Genomic DNA, 16867 nt, shown 5'->3' on the forward strand with positions numbered 1-16867 from the left:
TTTCCATTGACCTACTGGAAGAGGTGCGCCCGTCATGGCCGCGAACCGCACCACCCTCATCGCGTTCACCGCCCTCGCCCCCGTCTCCTGGGGCACCACCTACGCCGTCACCACCGAGTTCCTCCCGCCCGACCGTCCCCTTTTCACCGGCCTGACGCGCGCCCTGCCCGCCGGACTCCTGCTCCTCGCGCTCGCCCGGGTGCTGCCGCGAGGCACCTGGTGGTGGAAGGCGACGGCGCTCGGCGCACTCAACATCGGCGCCTTCTTCCCCCTGCTGTTCCTCTCCGCGTACCGGCTGCCGGGCGGCCTGGCCGCGGTCGTCGGCTCGGTCGGCCCCCTGTTCGTCGTGGCCCTCTCGGCACTGCTGCTGGGACAGCGGCCGACGACCCGGAACGTACTCACGGGTGTCCTGGCAGCCTTCGGCGTCGGCCTGGTGGTCCTGAAGGCGGCCGGCGCGCTGGACCCGCTCGGCGTCCTCGCGGCCCTCGCCTCCACCGCCTCGATGTCGACCGGAACCGTGCTCACCAAGCGCTGGGGCCGCCCCGAAGGCGTCGGCCCCCTCGCCCTCACCGCCTGGCAACTCACCGCGGGCGGCCTGCTCATCGCCCCCCTCGCCTTCCTGGTCGAGGGTGCCCCACCCGCCCTCGACGCCCCGGCGATCGGCGGTTACCTCTACCTCGCCCTGGCGAACACGGCGATCGCGTACTGGCTCTGGTTCCGAGGCATCGGCAGCCTCACCGCCACCCAGGTCACCTTCCTCGGCCCCCTCTCCCCGCTCACGGCCGCGGTGGTCGGCTGGGCGGCCCTCGGCGAGGCGCTGACGCCGCTGCAACTGGCGGGCATGGCCCTGGCGTTCGGGGCGACGGTGGCCGGGCAGATCACGGCGCGTCCGGCGCCCGCCCCGGCGATCGGCAGTTCCCCCGGACGGGACGCCGGAGACGACGGGCTGCGCCTGGCCGACGCGGCCGCAGGACGTTCACGCCCGTAGAACCCCCGTCAAGGCAGTCTCTTGATACCTCCCGGTGCCTGTGGGTGCCGTGGGGCGCCACCCGTCGATCGCAGCGTTTGCGCCACACGGTGCGAAAGTGGCGCGTTCAAACATTGCCGCCCTGTTTCCCGACGAGCAGCCTGGAGGGCGCGGGAGCGCTCCCATGTCGTCGCCACCCCACAGGGGAACGGTCGCGCCTGTTGCCCAGAGAAGCACCAGAAGCACCACCGCCGTGCAAGCGTCCTCGTTTCTGGAGCCGACATGCTACGACGCCTACGACGCCTACGACGCCGCTGGACCGGGCCCCTTCTGCTGGCCCTCCTGCTGACCGCCCTCACCCCGTTGCCCGCGGCGGCGGACACCGCCGCGCCCCGGACGGAAACGGCGGAGCACACCGCGACCGTGCCCCTGCCGTCGCTCAGCGCGACCACCACCCAGGTCGCCTCCGGACTCAGACGGCCCACCGCCATCGCCGCACCCGACGACGGAACGGACCGGCTGTTCATCACCGAGAAGTCCGGCACCGTCCGCATCTACCACCCGGACACCGGCCTGGCCTCCACCCCCCTCGTCGACATCACCTCGGCCGTGGACGAGTCGGGCAACGAGCGCGGCCTGCTCGGTATCGCCCTCCCGCCCGACTTCGCCGACAGCCGGAACCTGTACCTGGCGTACACGGCACTGCCCGACGGCGCGGTCACGCTCGCCCGCTACCGGCTCGGCGACTCCCGGCTGGAGGTCCTCCTCTCCCAGGAACACGCCCAGTACAGCAACCACAACGGCGGCCAGCTCGCGTTCGGCCCCGACGGCCACCTGTACTGGAGCATCGGCGACGGCGGCGGCTCCGGCGACCCCTTCCGCTCCGGCCAACGGCTGGACACCCTGCTGGGCAAGATCATGCGCATCGACGTGAGCCGTAGCTGCGGCGCGCTTCCCTACTGCGTCCCCGCCGACAACCCCTTCGTGGACACGGCCGGGGCCCGCGAGGAGATCTGGCTGTACGGGCTGCGCAACCCCTGGCGGTTCTCCTTCGACGACGCCGACGGCTCGATGTGGATCGGCGACGTGGGCCAGGGCCGATGGGAGGAAGTCGACCACATAGCCCCCGGGCGGGGCGGGCTGAATCTCGGCTGGTCCTGCTACGAGGGACTGGAGAAGTTCGCGGGCGGCGACTGCGTGCCCGGTGCGACGCACACCGAGCCGGTCTTCACGTACTCCCCGTACACCGGCGGCTGTTCCGTCATCGGCGGCCGCGTCTACCGGGGCCAGAAGTACGCCGACCTGGTGGGCGGCACGTACATCGCCACCGACTACTGCTCGTCCACGGTCTGGGCGCTGCGCGCCGACGGCAGCGGCGGCTACGAGCAGGCCGAGATCGGGGAGATGCCCACCCAGGTCACGTCGATCGGCACGACCGCCGGCGGGGAGTTCTACGTCGTCAACGACCTGCCCGGCGGCCTGCACAAGGTGTCGTTCGCGCAGGAGGAACCCACCTGCCGGGTGGACCGTACGGTGAAGGCCTGGGGTACCGGGATGACGGTCGACCTCACCGTCACCAACACCGGAAGCACCCCGGTGAACGGCTGGACGCTGGAGTTCCCGCTGGCCCTCGGTCAGACCGTCGTCTCCGACTGGAACACGAACCTGACCCAGGGCAGCAACGTGATCACGGCGGCCAACGCCTCCCACAACGCCGCGATCGCCCCGGGCGCGAGCATCACCCTCGGCTACCTCACCGACCACACCGGCGACGCGTCACCACCGCCCCGCTTCACCCTCAACGGGGACGCCTGCGCGGTCGGCCGCTGAGCCACCGGCGCGCCCAGCCGTCCGCGAGCCCCACCGACTGGCTCTCCGTGCCTCCGCCCGGACACCCCTTGCGAAAACCGTGAACACTTGAAGCCGAAGTGTTCACGGTTTTCGAAGGCACCCCCGGATCCCCCGGATCCCCCGGATCCCCCGGATCCCCCGGTCCGGATGGCTGAGTCCGTCGAAGGGGCCGGGCGACGACCGATGAGTTTCTCCGTGATTGGCGGTCGGAGATCGCGGTTGGTGCGCCGCGGCCGCGAGTGTCGTCGAAGCGCGTGCCGGCCGCATCCGCAGAAACCGACACGAGACACCCGAGGACCGCCCATGCGTACCCTGATCAGCACCGCTTTCATCTCGCTCGACGGCGTCGTGGAGGCCCCGGGCGGCGAGCCCGGTTACCGGAACGCCGGGTGGACCTTCAAGGACGTCGAGTTCCTCCCCGAGGCATTCGACATCAAGGGCCAGGAGCAGAAGGAAGCCACCGCCATGCTGCTGGGCCGGACCAGCTACCAGGCGTTCAGCCCGGTCTGGCCCGACATGGAGGACTTCGCCGACTACAAGCCGATGCCGAAGTACGTCGTCTCCACCACCCTCACCGACGACGACCTGGTGTCGAACTGGGGCGAGACGACGATCCTGCGCTCACTCGACGACGTCGCCGCGCTGAAGGAGACCGAGGGCGGCCCGATCATCATCCACGGCAGCGCCTCCCTGAGCCGGGCCCTGTCGGACGCCGGCCTGATCGACCGCTACCACCTGCTCGTCTTCCCCCTCCTGCTCGGCGCGGGCAAACGTCTCTTCAGCACCACGGACAAGGACACCCGGAAGCTGAAGCTCGTCGACCACGAGGCCTACGCCAACGGCCTGCAGAAGAACGTCTTCGACGTCATCCGCGACGTCATCCGCTGACAGGACTCCCGCACGTCCTGAGCCGCGCCCGGCTCGCACGCGTGAGCCCGGTCCGGATCAGTCACATCGCATCCGCCCTCGCGGGTGTGAGCGAGGAGCGGCTGCGCCGCCTGGCCGCCGACCACGCCTGCTCGGACGATGCGTTGATCGACGCACCGGTGGCCCTGGCGACCGAGCTGCAGAGCAGGCTCGACGCGCTCGCCACGGTGACGGCGAACCCTGAATGCCGAGAGGCCGGGCTCTGGGAGAGCACGGCCTCTCGGGTGGTGACGTGGCGCCTACCAGTAGGTGCGCGTGATCTTGTCAGGCAGCAGCCCCTGCCGCTCCCCCTCCTGGAAGATCACCGATGCCGCGATCAGGAAGGCGCGGCGGATTTTCGGGTCCGAGGCGGGGTTTTCCACATTCCCGACGTTCTTGTCGAGGAACATGTCGCCGAGGGCTATCCCCTCGGGTGTGCAGGGGCGGGCGACTGATCCCCCCGGGTCGATCAGGATGTTTCCGGTATCCCCTTCCGCGGTTTCCCAGGCGTAGACGGATCCCGCTTCGAGAGAGCGGATCTTCCTGCATGTCAGTGACGCTGTCACGGGGATGTCCACCAGTTCGCTCGTGCCAGGCATTTGATCACCTGAACCCTATACCGTCCGCCGCGGGCGCATGTTCGTCCCAGGTGTGGCCGGCGTCCACGGTTGCCTGGTGGGCGCGGCGATAGTTCTGGTCGCCGTGCTGACGCATCCAGTTCGACTCATACAGTTCATGTGCGAGCAGATCGAAATCACTGGGGTGCGGATTTCCGTTCTGGAGACGTTCCCAGGCCCTGGCGATACGCGGATTGGCATCGAATCGCAGCATTCCCGCGTCGAGCTGATGCGATTCGACGAACAGGTGGTTGTAGATCTGATTGATGTCGGCCGCGGAATAGCCGTGCGACGCCGCGGTCTGCGCCACCCGGTCGAGCTGGGCGTCGGCGCGGATCGCGTTGTAGGCGTGGTCCGCCCATTCCAGCTCGAAGTCCATCTCGCCGCGCGGCCGCCGGAAGGACGAACCGCCGGACTGCAGCTCCCGCTCCGTGGCCACCGCGGTCCGACGCCACCCCGTCAGCCCGCCGACGCCGGTGAGGACCAGCTGCTGGGCGAGTTCGTCGGCCGTCTCCGCGTACAGGTCGGCGAGCGCGTCGCAGCCCTGCTGCCGGAGCATGTACTCGGCGCGGTAGAGCCGGTAGGCGGGCCGGACGGGAAGGTACTTGTCGACGAACGCGCCCGCGCCGCCGTTCTCACCGGTGAACGCGTCCTCCAGGTCCCCGAGGAACACGAAGGGTGACTTGGCGACGTCGACGAAGGCGTCGCCGAAGATACCGAGCGCTTCGCCGAGGCTGTCGACCCGGTCGTTGTTCGGGTCGTCGGGGGTCAGACCGCTGGGGTCGGTGAGCATGCTGGGCACGTTGTCGGCGTAGGCGTACGCGGAGACGTACGGCGTCGACAGGTCCCGGGCCGCCGGATCGGACCGCGTGAAACGGCCGGTGGTGGTGTCGTACTGGCGGGCGTGCAGGTCGAGATTGCCGGTGCTGGTCTCGTACCGGGCACCGGTGTACGACGGGGTGCTCGCGGGCGCGCCGCTGGTGGTGGTGTTCAGGATGCGGGTGCCGAACGAGTCGTAGGCCCAGCGCTGGTGGAGGGTCCCGGTGCTGCCGGCGACGTCGACCGGGGAGCCCTGGGTGTCGTGGTGGTAGTAGAAGAGCGCACCTGCGCCGGTCTTGGTGGCGGTGGGCTGGCCGAGCGGGTCGTAGCGGTAGGACTGCTTGATGGTCCAGGCGCTGTCGTATTCGGTGGCCAGGATCGGCAGGGGTGCGTTGGGGTCCCACTGGGTGCGGTGGGTGACCGTGCCGTCCTTGAGGGTGGCGACCTGGTTGCCGTCGGCGTCGTGGTCGTAGGTGTAGGCGGTGCCCGCGACGGTGGCGGCGGAGATCTGTCCGGCCAGGTCGTAGGTGTAGGTGTCGGCGCCCTTCTTGGTCTGGTTGCCTTCGGCGTCGTAGCCGTAGTCGGTGGTCGTGGTGCCGGTGGTGGTGGAGGTGAGCTGGTCGGCCGCGTCGTAGGTGTAGCTGGTGGACGTGGTGCCGAGGGTGGAGGTCAGGCGGTTGCCGACCTTGTCGTAGGTGTAGGACGTGGTGCGGCTCGCGGCGCAGCCGGTGACCCAGGGCTGCGGGAAGCAGCCGGAGGTGAGGCGGCCGGCCGTGTCATAGGTGAGGTCGTAGCCGCCGGTGCCGACACCGGCCCGGGTGACGTCGACGCGCGAGGGCAGGCCCGCCGGGGACAGCGTCAGCGCCGTCTTGGTGACCGTGGCGCCCGCCTTGCTCGCGGTCACCGCGGTGACCCGGCCCGCCCGGTCGTACGTGCGGTTCTCGGTCTCGGTGTTGGGCAGGGCCGACGCGACCAGGTTGCCCGCCGGGTCCCAGGTGTACGTGGTGGTCCTGCCGTCGGCCAGCATCGTGGCGGTGCGGCCGTCGTCGTCGTAGGTGTAGGTGATCGTGTTGCCGTCGGAGTACTTGCGGGTGAGCATCTGCCCGGCGGCGTCGTAGGTGTAGGCGAAGCCGCGCGTCTTGGTGAGGTTGCCGACGGCGTCGTAGACGAAGTCCTCGGAGATCTTGGAGTTCGCGCGGGCGGTCAGCTGCCCGGCGTCGTCGTAGCCGAAGGTCGCGTCGGGGGTGGCGTCCGAGTAGTCGATCTTGGTGAGCAGACCGCGCGGGTCGTAGGTGTACCCGGTGGTGCCGCGCGGCGTGGTTTTCCCGGTGACGTTGCCCTCCGCGTCGTACGCATAGGTCGTCTTCCGGTCCAGCGGGTCGGTGACCGAGGTGAGGCGGTGCACCGCGTCGTAGCCGTACGCGGTGACGTGGCCGCCCGCGTCGGTGCGCTCGGTGAGGTTGCCCAGCTTGTCGTAACCGTAGGCGGTGACCGCGCCGTCGGGGGCGGTGACCTTGGTCAGCTGGTCCAGGTCGTCATAGCCGTAGGAGGTGGTGCGCCCGTCGGCGTCCTTGCGCTCGACGACCTTGCCGAGGGCGTCGTAGGCGGTGGTGGTCACCCCGCCGAGCGGGTCGGTGACCTCGGTGGGGTTGCCCGCGGGGTCGTAGCCGTACGTCGTCGTGTACTGGGCGGGGTCGGCGCCGGGTGCGTTGCCGCGCGGATCGACCGCGGTGGCCCGGCGGCCGTCGCCGTCGTAGGTCCAGCTCGACTTGTGGCCGAGCGGGGAGACGCGGCTGAGCAGATTGCCGTCGGCGTCGTAGGCGTAGGTCGTGGTCTTGCCCAGCTGGTCGGTGCTGCTGCTGAGGCGGTTGTTCTTGTCGTAGACGGCGGTGGTCGTCCTGCCCGCGGCGTCGGTGGTCTTGGTGACGTTGTCGTTGGCGTCGTAGGTGTAGCCGGTGGTGTGGCCCAGCGGGTCGGTGACCACGAGCGGCCGGTTGATCGCGTCGTAGGTCGTCTTCGTCGTCGCGCCGGTGGGACCGGTGGTCTCGGTGAGGTTGCCGGCCGCGTCGTACCCGTAGGACGTGGTGTAGGCGGCCGGGTCGGCGCCGGAGACGTTCCCGCGCGGCGAGACGCTGCTGAGCAGCCGGCCCACCTTGTCGTACGTGTAGGTGGTCTTGCCGCCGGCCGCGTCGGTCACGGAGGCGAGCCGTCCGCTCGCGTCGTAGGTGCGGGTGAGGGACTTGCCCGCCTGGTCGGTGGTCCGGGTCAGGTTCCCCGCGTCGTCGTAGCCGAGCGTGGCGGTGTCGCCCGCCGGGTTGCGCACCGACGTCAACTGCTCGGCACCGCTGTACTCGTAGGTCGTCGTACGGCCCAGGGCGTCCGTGGCCGAGCTGAGGAGACCGCGGCCGTCATAGGTGTACTTCGTGGTGTAGGCGGCCGGGTCGGCGCCGGAGGCGTTCCCGCGTGGGTCCGTCCTGGTCAGGACGCGGCCCGCCTTGTCGTACGTGAACGTCGTCTTCTCGCCCAGCGGCGTCGTGACCGACGTCCGGTTGCCCGCGGTGTCGTACCCGTACGTGGTGACCTTGCCGCGCGGGCTCGTCACGGTCTCCAGCGCGCCGAGCGCGGTGTACGTGTAGACGGTCTTGCCACCCGTCGGGTCCGTCGCCGACGTCAGCCGGTTCGCGGTGTACGCGTACGTCGTCTTGTTGCCGCGGCCGTCGGTGTGGCTGGTGAGGTTGCCCGCGGTGTCGTAGCCCCAGCTCTCCTTGTAGCCGAGCGCGGCCGGTGCGGTGCGGGTGAGCATCCGCCCCGCGGTGTCGTACGTCATCTCCGTGGTGTTGCCGCGCTGGTCGGTGATGGCAGCGGGGCGCAGCTGACGGTCGTAGTCGTAGGTGATGCTCTTGCCGTACGGGTCGATCGTCTCCATCAGGACGTTGGCCGCGTAGACGTCGGTCCACACGCCGCCGTCGGGCGCGGTGGTGTGCGACTCGCTCTTGCCGTCCCAGGTGAAGGTGGTGGTCTTGCCGTTCTGGTCGGTCTGGGACTTGATGCGGCCCGTGGAGTCGTAGACGTTGGTGACCTTGCCGCCCGCCGGGTCGGTGTAGGAGGACAGCCGCTTGTCCGTGTCGTACGCGTACGAGGACATCCTGCCGGCCGGGTCGGTGACCGAGGTCAGCAGCCCGCCGGTGAAGCCGTACGAGACCGAAGTGCCGTCCGGCAGGTCCACCTTGGACAGCAGTCCGTCCGTGCCCACGGTGAACGCGGTGGTGCGGCCGGCGGCGTCCTTGACGGAGGCGAGCCTGCCCGAGGCGTAGGTCAGGCTCAGGCCCTTGCCCGCCGCGCCGACCACGGAGGTCGGCAGACCGGCGCTGTCGAAGGTCCGCACAGTGTGGTCCGGAGTCGTCACCGTGTACGTGTTCGTCCCCTTGACCAGCTTGGCCGTCGTGCCGGCAGGGGCCGTGTACGTGCCGTCGCCCGCCTGCGTGAACACGAACGACGCACCGTCGTCCGTCCGGTACGTCACCTTCCCCGTCGCGACCGTCAGCTTCGCGTCGAACGGCGTCGCCCAGCCGCGCCCCAGCAGGCCGACGGCACTCGCATCGGAGCGGTAGGTGCGCTCCAGGGTCAGCGGCACGCCGGGGCTCACCAGCGAGGCGTCGGTGAGCTGCTCGTAGAACATGCCGGTCGCCGTGTTGACCGGGTCGGCGCGGTGGGCCTGGGCGTAACAGGTGCAGATGCCCGCCGCCGCACCGGGGATGCCGGGCGTGTAGAAGGCCTCCACCAGCGGCGAGGTGGTGCCGCCCGGGCTCGAGCCGTCGGCGTTGTTCAGGAAGACCCAGGCGTAGTACTTCTTGCCGTCCTCCAGGATCCCGCCCAGTTCACTGCCGGCCCACCAGAAGCACTGGTCGGTGGGGTAGGAGTTGCTCGACCACCAGTCGTAGCACCAGGCGCCGGTGTCCGGGGTGTCCCCGACGGGGTCGTCGGTGGACTTCTTGATCTCCTGCTGGACGACGGGGTAACCCGCCTCGTCCAGGACGTACAGCCACATCCCGGTGTACGTCGACCCTCGCTTCGGCAGCTTCACCTGCCCGCCGATCGACAGCAAGCCGGGGTACGCGGTCGCCCAGGCCGACACCGAGACCGGGTTCCCGGGCGCCGCTGCGAGGCGCTGCGCGGCCGCGCCCGTCCCGGAGGCGGGGCCACGCTCGATGCGCTCCGTGTCCGGCCGACCGTGAGGCGTGCCCTTGGCTTTCCGCTCCGGCGCCGTCATGTAGTCCCGCATGGGCGACAGTTCGTGCCGGTCCTTCGCGACCTGCTCGCGGCGCTCGGCCAGCGTCATCGCCTTGGGCGGATCGGGCAGGTCCTCGGCCGTACGGGCCTCGACCCGGGCGACGCCCGCTCCGGCCCCGCCCGGCCGGTCCCGGGGCGCCGCCCAGGTCGGGGCGGCAGCCGCTATCACGAGGAGAACGAAGGCCAGGAGGGCCGTGACGAGTCTTCGCGCTTGTGCGCGCATGGTGAATCACCTGGGGATCAAGAGTGAACAGAGGCTAGGTGATCTTGATCCGCGCAGCGTCCGCAGTAACGCACGGTGCGAAAAGCGGCTGGATTACGCCGGCAAGGCTGACGTGATGAGAGGAGAAGCGCCTGGTCACGAGGGTGGGCGAGAGCACGCAGGCGCTCAAGTTGGCGTGGACGCGACGATGCGGGCGGACTGGTGTACGTGAACGCGCCGTTGCCGGGGGAGGACTGGACAGGGACCGGCCCTCGAACGGACACGGACTCCGTGCGGCAGGGGGCGCCCGGCGCAACGACACCGGGCGCCCCCACTGCGAACCGGACGCTACTGAGCGGCCCCCGCCGCCGCGTCCGCCGCCTGGGCGCGCAGGGCGCGTTCCACTCCCGCACGGGATTCCGAGACCAGGCGGCGCAGGGCCGCGCTCGGGTCGGCGGAGGCCAGCCAGGCGTCCGTCTTGTCCAGGGTCTCGCCGGACACCTGGATCGTCGGGTAGAGGCCGACCGCGATCTGCTGGGCCATCTCGTGCGAGCGGGCCTCCCAGACGTCCGCCAGCACCTCGAAGTACCGGTCCGTGTACGGCGCCAGCAGCTCGCGCTGGTCGGTCTGGACGAAGCCGGCGATGACCGCCTCCTGGACGGCGTTCGGCAGCTTGTCGGAGTCCACCACCGAGGACCACGCCTCCGCCTTGGCCTCCTCGGTCGGGCGGGCCGCCCGGGCGGTCGCGGCGTGGCGCTCGCCGGCCGCCGTCTTGTCCCGCTCGTACTCGGCCGTGATCTCCGACTCGTCGAACCGGCCCACCGCGGCCAGCCGCTGGACGAACGACCAGCGCAGCTCCGTGTCGACGGCCAGCCCCTCGACGGTCTGCGTGCCGGCCAGCAGCCCCTCCAGCAGGTCCAGCTGCTCCGGCGTACGGGCCGTCGCCGCGAAGGCCCGTGCCCAGGCCAGCTGGTGGTCACCGGCCGGCTCGGCGGACCGCAGGTGGGCCAGCGTGGCGTCGGTCCAGCGGGCCAGCAGGGCCTCGCGGGCGGCCGGGTCGGCGTACAGGTCGATCGCCAGCTTCACCTGGCGGTGCAGCGACTGCACCACCCCGATGTCGGACTCCTTGCCGATGCCCGACAGGACGAGGGAGAGGTAGTCGCGGGCGGCGAGTTCCGCGTCCCGGGTCATGTCCCAGGCGGAGGCCCAGCACAGCGCGCGGGGCAGGGACTCCGCGAAGTCCCCGAGGTGGTCGGTGACGACGGCGAGCGACTGCTCGTCGAGCCGGACCTTGGCGTACGACAGGTCGTCGTCGTTGAGGAGCACCACCGCGGGGCGGCGCTTGCCCACGAGCTGCGGTACGGCCGTCAGCTCGCCGTCCACGTCCAGCTCGACGCGCTCACCGCGCACCAGCTTGCCGCCGGCGTCGAGGTCGTAGGCGCCGACCGCGATGCGGTGCGGGCGCAGCGTCGGCTCGCCCTTCGCGCCGGCCGGGAGCGCCGGGGCCTCCTGGCGGATGGCGAAGGAGGTGATGAGGCCGTCGGCGTCCGTCTCGATCTCCGGGCGCAGGACGTTGATGCCGGCCGTCTCCAGCCACTGCTTCGACCAGGTCCTCAGATCCCGGCCGGAGGTCTCCTCCAGGGCGCCCAGCAGGTCGGACAGGCGCGTGTTGCCGAACGCGTGACGCTTGAAGTAGGCCTGCACCCCGCGGAAGAACTCGTCCTCGCCGACGTAGGCGACGAGCTGCTTGAGGACGGAGGCGCCCTTGGCGTACGTGATGCCGTCGAAGTTGACGAGCACGTCGTCCAGGTCGCGGATGTCCGCCATGATCGGGTGCGTGGAGGGCAGCTGGTCCTGGCGGTAGGCCCAGGTCTTCATGGAGTTCGCGAAGGTCGTCCACGAGTGCGGCCAGCGCGAACCGGGCGCGGCGGCCAGGCAGGCGATGGAGGTGTAGGTGGCGAACGACTCGTTCAGCCACAGGTCGTTCCACCACTCCATGGTGACCAGGTCGCCGAACCACATGTGGGCCAGCTCGTGCAGGATGGTCTCCGCGCGCACCTCGTACGCCGCGTCCGTCACCTTGGACCGGAAGACGTACTGGTCACGGATGGTCACCGCGCCCGCGTTCTCCATCGCGCCCGCGTTGAACTCCGGCACGAACAGCTGGTCGTACTTCTCGAACGGGTACGCGTAGTCGAACTTCTCCTGGAACCACGCGAAGCCCTGCCGGGTGACCTCGAAGATCGCGTCCGAGTCGAGGTACTCGGCGAGCGAGGGGCGGCAGTAGATGCCGAGCGGGACGGACTGGCCGTCCTTCTCGTACACGCTGTGGACGGAGTGGTACGGGCCGACGATCAGCGCCGTGATGTACGACGAGATGCGCGGCGTCGGCTCGAAGACCCAGACGTTGTCCCGCGGCTCGGGCGTGGGCGAGTTGGAGATGACGGTCCAGCCCTCCGGCGCCTTCACGGTGAACTGGAACGTCGCCTTGAGGTCGGGCTGCTCGAAGGACGCGAAGACGCGACGGGCGTCCGGCACCTCGAACTGCGTGTACAGGTAGGCCTGGTCGTCGACCGGGTCGACGAACCGGTGCAGGCCCTCACCCGTGTTGGTGTACGCGCAGTCCGCGCTCACCCGGAGGACGTTGCGGCCCGTCAGCAGACCGGGCAGGGCGATGCGGGAGTCCGCGAAGACCTCGGCGGGGTCGAGCGAGTCACCGTTGAGGGTCACCTCGTGCACGGCCGGAGCCACCAGGTCGATGAAGGACTCCGCGCCGCCGCCGTCCTCGGCGACGTCGAAGCGCACCGTGGTCACGGACCGGTAGGTGCCGCCCTCCTGCGCGCCGGAGAGATCCAGATCGATCTCGTACGAGTCAACCGTCAACAGCTTCGCCCGCTGCTGCGCCTCTTCGCGAGTCAGGTTTGTGCCAGGCACGCGGTCATCTCCTCGATATGTGTGGGTTGCGTCATCCTTCCACGGCAGGTCGGGATCGGGCGACGATGACGGCGAGGCATGGGGATACCCCTGTATCGGCAGGCCCCGGGCAGGGCGGCCGGGGAGGGGCGGGACGCGACGTCCGAAAGCCGCCGGCGATCCGGGACGGCGGGAGCGAGCCTGGCGGACATGACGAACCACACCGCACGCCCCGTTCCGCCGGCGGTGCTGAAGGAACTGCGGATCAGCGACGACGCGGGCCGCCCTGCCGTCCCCCGCACCGACGACGAGGGCGGAGCCCCGCTCCGCTGCTGCCTGCGCCGCAGCGAGCCCGGCGAGCGGATCGCCCTCGTCTCCTACGCACCCCTGCGCCGCTGGGCGGCGGAGACCGGCGCGGACCCGGGCGCGTACGACGAGCAGGGGCCGGTCTTCATCCACGCCGAGGAGTGCGCGGGCCCCGAGGACGACCGCCTGCCGTTCACCAACGCGCACCGCGTCGTGCGCCGCTACTCGGCCGACGGCCGCATCCTGGGCGGCCGGCGGGTCGAGGCCGAGGAGGGCTTTTGGCCCGCCCTCGCCGAGGCCTTCGCCGACCCCGCGGTGGCGCTGGTGCACGTACGGGCCGTGGAGTACGGCTGCTTCCTGTACGAGGTGCGGCGGGACGACATCGCCTGACCGGCCTTCCGCCGGCTGTCCGTGCGTGACGCGGATCCCGGACTGGCCGACGGGCGCGGTCGCGGTCGCCGCGCGGCCGCGCCTGGTGCCCCGAGGACGACGAAGAGGCGGGCGCCCCCGGTGTCCCGGGCGTGCCCGCCTCTCACGACGTGGAGGTCAGCCGCGCAGCTCCTGCGCCACCAGCTCCGCGATCTGTACGGCGTTCAGCGCCGCGCCCTTGCGGAGGTTGTCGCTGGAGACGAACAGGGCCAGGCCGTTGTCCACCGTCTCGTCGGGGCGGATGCGGCCGACGTAGGACGGGTCCTGGCCGGCGGCCTGGAGCGGGGTGGGGATGTCGGTGAGGACCACACCGGGGGCGTCGGCCAGCAGCTCGGTCGCGCGCTCGGCGCTGATCGGCCGGGCGAAACGGGCGTTGATCTGCAGGGAGTGGCCGGAGAAGACCGGGACGCGCACACAGGTGCCGGAGACCTTGAGCTCGGGGATCCCGAGGATCTTGCGGGACTCGTTGCGCAGCTTCTGCTCCTCGTCGGTCTCGTTCAGACCGTCCTCGACGAGGTTGCCGGCGAAGGGCAGCACGTTGAAGGCGATGGGGCGCTTGTAGACGCCGGGCTCGGGGAAGTCGACCGCCGCGCCGTCGTGGGTCAGCTTGTCGGCCTCGTCGACGACCTTCCGGGTCTGGCCGTGCAGCTCCTCGACGCCCGCGAGGCCGGAACCGGACACCGCCTGGTACGTGGCGACGACCAGCGCCTCCAGGCCCGCCTCCGCGTGCAGCGGACGCAGCACCGGCATCGCGGCCATCGTGGTGCAGTTCGGGTTGGCGATGATGCCCTTGGGGCGGTCCGCGATGGCGTGCGGGTTCACCTCGGAGACGACGAGGGGAACCTCGGGGTCCTTGCGCCAGGCGGAGGAGTTGTCGATCACGACCGCGCCCTGCGAGGCGACCTTCTCGGCCAGCGCCTTCGAGGTCGCGCCGCCCGCGGAGAACAGCACGATGTCCAGGCCGGTGTAGTCGGCGGTGGACGCGTCCTCCACCGTCACGCCGTCCAGCTCCGTGCCCGCCGAGCGGGCCGAGGCGAACAGGCGCAGCTCCGTGACCGGGAAGTTCCGCTCCTTGAGGATCCTGCGCATGACCGTGCCCACCTGACCGGTGGCTCCGACGATTCCGACCCTCACGGCGACTCCCTACTGCGTCTTCGAACGTTCCTGATGCCTGGCCGAGGCTCTTCCATCATGCGGCCGACCACGGTCCGCCTGTCCAATTCTTTGCCGCTCTGCCCGCCCAGTGGGACGGCGGGACAGTGATCAACGGTTGCGGACCTTCGGCCGTCACCCCTGTGAACTGCAGCAATTCAGCCACCGGGGGTCGCGGACCGCAAGGTTCCCTGCCCGGCCCGGATCCGGCCACACGAAGGTGTGACGTACGCCTCTGCGGGATGCGGAGAACGACGGAGAACGAGGAGAACCCGCGTGAACGTTCCGGGCGGGAGCGGCGTCGTAGGAGAAACAGCGTGAGGGGGGTGGCCAGTGCTGCGCGGAAGGACCCGGCGCGGCCGGGGGTCGTACGTCGCCGACGACGACCCGCTGGACGCGGCGCAGGAACGCCGGGTGCGGGCGGTGCTCGCACTGGGCGGGGTACCGCAGGGGGACCTGCCGGACGGGGTGCAGCAGGTCCGCCTGCGGTTGCTGGAACGCGCCGCGAGCGGGCGGGAGGCGCCCCGGGACGTCTCGGCGTGGGCGGCGGTGGTCGCCTCCAACCTCGCCATGGACTGGCACCGGGCCAAGCGCCGCCAGGAGCGGCTCGGGGAGCGGCTGGCCGCGCTGCGGCCGACGGAGCTGCCCTCGGGCGAGGAGACCAGCCTGCTCTCGCTCGCCGTCGCCCGCGGCCTGGACGAGCTGCCCGACGCGCAGCGCCAGGTCGTCGTGCTGCGCTTCTACGCCGATCTGCCGGTGCGCTCGATCGCGGAGCAGCTCGGCGTCCCGGAGGGCACGGTCAAGAGCAGGCTGCACACGGCGGTACGGGCTCTGCGCGCCCGCCTGCACGAGGACGAGGTGGTGTGACATGACCGCCCACGACGAGACCCGGGACCCCGGCAACGCCCGGGACCCGGACAACGCCCGGGACCCGGACAACGCCCGGGACCCGGACAACGCCCGGGACCCCGAGAACGCCCGGGACCCCGAGAACGCCCGGGACCCCGAGAACGCCCGGGACCCCGAGAACGCCCGGGACCCGGACAACGCCCGGGACCCCGGCAACACCCGGGACCCCGGCAACACCCGGGACCCCGAGAACGCCCGGGACCCCGACAACGCCCGGGATCCCGAGAACACCCGGGACCCGGACAACGCCCGGGACCCCGAGAACGGCCTGAGCGCCGAGAACGCCCGGAACGGCGAGAGTACCCGGAGTGTCGGGAAGGCCCGGAGCGCCGACAGCACCCGGAGCGAGGGGACCGCCCGGAGCGTCAAGAACGACGGCCCCGGAAACGACGCCCCCGAGTACGACGGCCCGGAGTACGACGCCCCCGAGTACGACGGCATGGACGCCCTGATGGCCGCCCTGCTCGACGCACCGCTGCCCGCGCCGGCCCGGCAGGACGCGGTGTTCATGGCCGCGCGGGGCGCCGCCGTCGCCGACCTGGCGGTGCTGCGGGAGCAGCTGGCGCTGATCGGCGACGCACTGGCGGCCCCGGACGGCACGGAGGACGCCGCCCCGACGGGGCGACACGGGGCCGCTCACCCCGGAAAGCGGCCGGAGCCCGACGCCGGGCCGGGGCGGGACGCGACCGGGCGCCCCTCGGCCGCCGGGAGCGGGGCCCCGTCGGCCGCCCAGGCTCCGCTGAGGTCCGTTCCGGGTCCCGGGAAGCGGTCGGATCCCGGCGACGCGCCGGAGCCGGCCGTCGGGCCGGGGCCCGGGGACGACGCCCGGAACCGGACTGCCGGGCACCCGCCGGCGAGGCACCCGGGGACCGGTCGGCCCGGCACCGCCGGCGGCTCCCGGGGTCCCCGCCGTCCCCGTCGCCGCCCCCTGAAGGTCGCCCTCGGTGCCCTGGCCGCCGCTGCCGCCGCCACCGTGGTCGTCGGTATGGGATGGCTCGTGACGCAGCCCGGGGGAGCGTCCGACGCGTCGGCGGGCAAGGCCGCCGCGGCGGACTCCAAGGAAGCGGACTCCCAGGCGGGGGGCGGGGTCGCCTTCGGCAGCCCGCGCCACCTCGCCTGCGCCCGTCTCGTCGCCGAGGGCACGGTGCTGGCGGTGGTTCCGGTGCCGGGGGCCACCGGGACGGAACGCGTCACGCTCCGGGCGAGCCGCGTCTACAAGGGCGAGGGCGAGGGCGAAGGCGAGGGCCAGGGCGCGAGTGACGGCGAAGGCGAGATCACGTTCCTCCGGGACACCGCCGGTGACCCCCCGCTGCACCCCGGCGACCTCGTGATGATCGGCCTGCCCCTCGAGGGCGCCCACCCGGACATGGTGATCGTCGGTGAGACGGACATCGCCCCCGAGCGGGCCCGGATCACCGCCTCGCTCCCCGAGTCGCGCACCCTGACCTGCGGCTGAGCACGACGAAGGGGCGGGCGCCCGTACGGACGCCCGCCCCACCTCGTGCT

Annotated in this window: 10 protein-coding genes; 6 read left to right on the forward strand and 4 right to left on the reverse strand. The window is 71.4% G+C overall.

Translation table 11 applies throughout. From position 1 onward, the window contains the following. Positions 1-34 precede the first annotated feature (34 nt). The 3 genes from IE178_RS01715 (at position 35) to IE178_RS01725 (ending at position 3706) form a co-directional block, all read left to right on the forward strand. Positions 35-988, forward strand: a complete 954-nt coding sequence (locus IE178_RS01715) for an EamA family transporter (RefSeq protein WP_193511030.1) — start codon at positions 35-37, stop codon at positions 986-988. 261 nt (positions 989-1249) lie between these two features. Further along, on the forward strand, positions 1250-2797 hold the full coding sequence (locus IE178_RS01720; RefSeq protein ID WP_193511031.1) for a PQQ-dependent sugar dehydrogenase: 1548 nt from the start codon (positions 1250-1252) through the stop codon (positions 2795-2797). A gap of 324 nt (positions 2798-3121) precedes the next feature. After that, a complete protein-coding gene (locus IE178_RS01725) occupies positions 3122-3706 on the forward strand; it encodes a dihydrofolate reductase family protein (RefSeq protein ID WP_193511032.1) in 585 nt (194 codons plus the stop codon). A gap of 278 nt (positions 3707-3984) precedes the next feature. Here the strand turns inward: IE178_RS01725 and IE178_RS01730 are convergent, their stop codons facing one another. The 3 genes from IE178_RS01730 to pepN all read right to left on the reverse strand — a co-directional run bounded on the left by IE178_RS01730 (position 3985) and on the right by pepN (position 12586). Further along, positions 3985-4323, reverse strand: coding sequence for a hypothetical protein (locus IE178_RS01730; RefSeq protein WP_193511033.1), 339 nt, complete (start codon positions 4321-4323; stop codon positions 3985-3987). Between the two features lie 4 nt (positions 4324-4327). Then, on the reverse strand, positions 4328-9499 hold the full coding sequence (locus IE178_RS01735) for a DUF6531 domain-containing protein (protein WP_193511179.1): 5172 nt from the start codon (positions 9497-9499) through the stop codon (positions 4328-4330). A gap of 501 nt (positions 9500-10000) precedes the next feature. After that, the gene (gene pepN, locus IE178_RS01740; RefSeq protein ID WP_184760592.1) at positions 10001-12586 is read right to left on the reverse strand and encodes an aminopeptidase N; all 2586 of its coding nucleotides are present in this window, start codon (positions 12584-12586) and stop codon (positions 10001-10003) included. Between the two features lie 189 nt (positions 12587-12775). On the opposite strand from pepN, the gene IE178_RS01745 reads away from it, so the two are divergent. Next, complete coding sequence (locus IE178_RS01745) at positions 12776-13261, forward strand: DUF1203 domain-containing protein (RefSeq protein WP_184760593.1); 486 nt, start codon at positions 12776-12778, stop codon at positions 13259-13261. A gap of 156 nt (positions 13262-13417) precedes the next feature. On the opposite strand, the gene IE178_RS01750 is transcribed toward IE178_RS01745, so the two are convergent. Continuing rightward, on the reverse strand, positions 13418-14434 hold the full coding sequence (locus tag IE178_RS01750; RefSeq protein ID WP_193511034.1) for an aspartate-semialdehyde dehydrogenase: 1017 nt from the start codon (positions 14432-14434) through the stop codon (positions 13418-13420). 351 nt (positions 14435-14785) lie between these two features. On the opposite strand from IE178_RS01750, the gene IE178_RS01755 reads away from it, so the two are divergent. Beyond that, positions 14786-15319 (forward strand): RNA polymerase sigma factor, encoded by a 534-nt coding sequence (locus tag IE178_RS01755; protein WP_193511035.1) that lies wholly within the window; start codon positions 14786-14788, stop codon positions 15317-15319. Between the two features lies 1 nt (position 15320). Continuing rightward, positions 15321-16817, forward strand: a complete 1497-nt coding sequence (locus IE178_RS01760) for a hypothetical protein (protein WP_193511036.1) — start codon at positions 15321-15323, stop codon at positions 16815-16817. The last annotated feature ends 50 nt before the right edge of the window (positions 16818-16867 follow it).

Source organism: Streptomyces griseoloalbus (assembly GCA_014650015.1).
Classification (GTDB): Bacteria; Actinomycetota; Actinomycetes; order Streptomycetales; family Streptomycetaceae; genus Streptomyces; species Streptomyces griseoloalbus.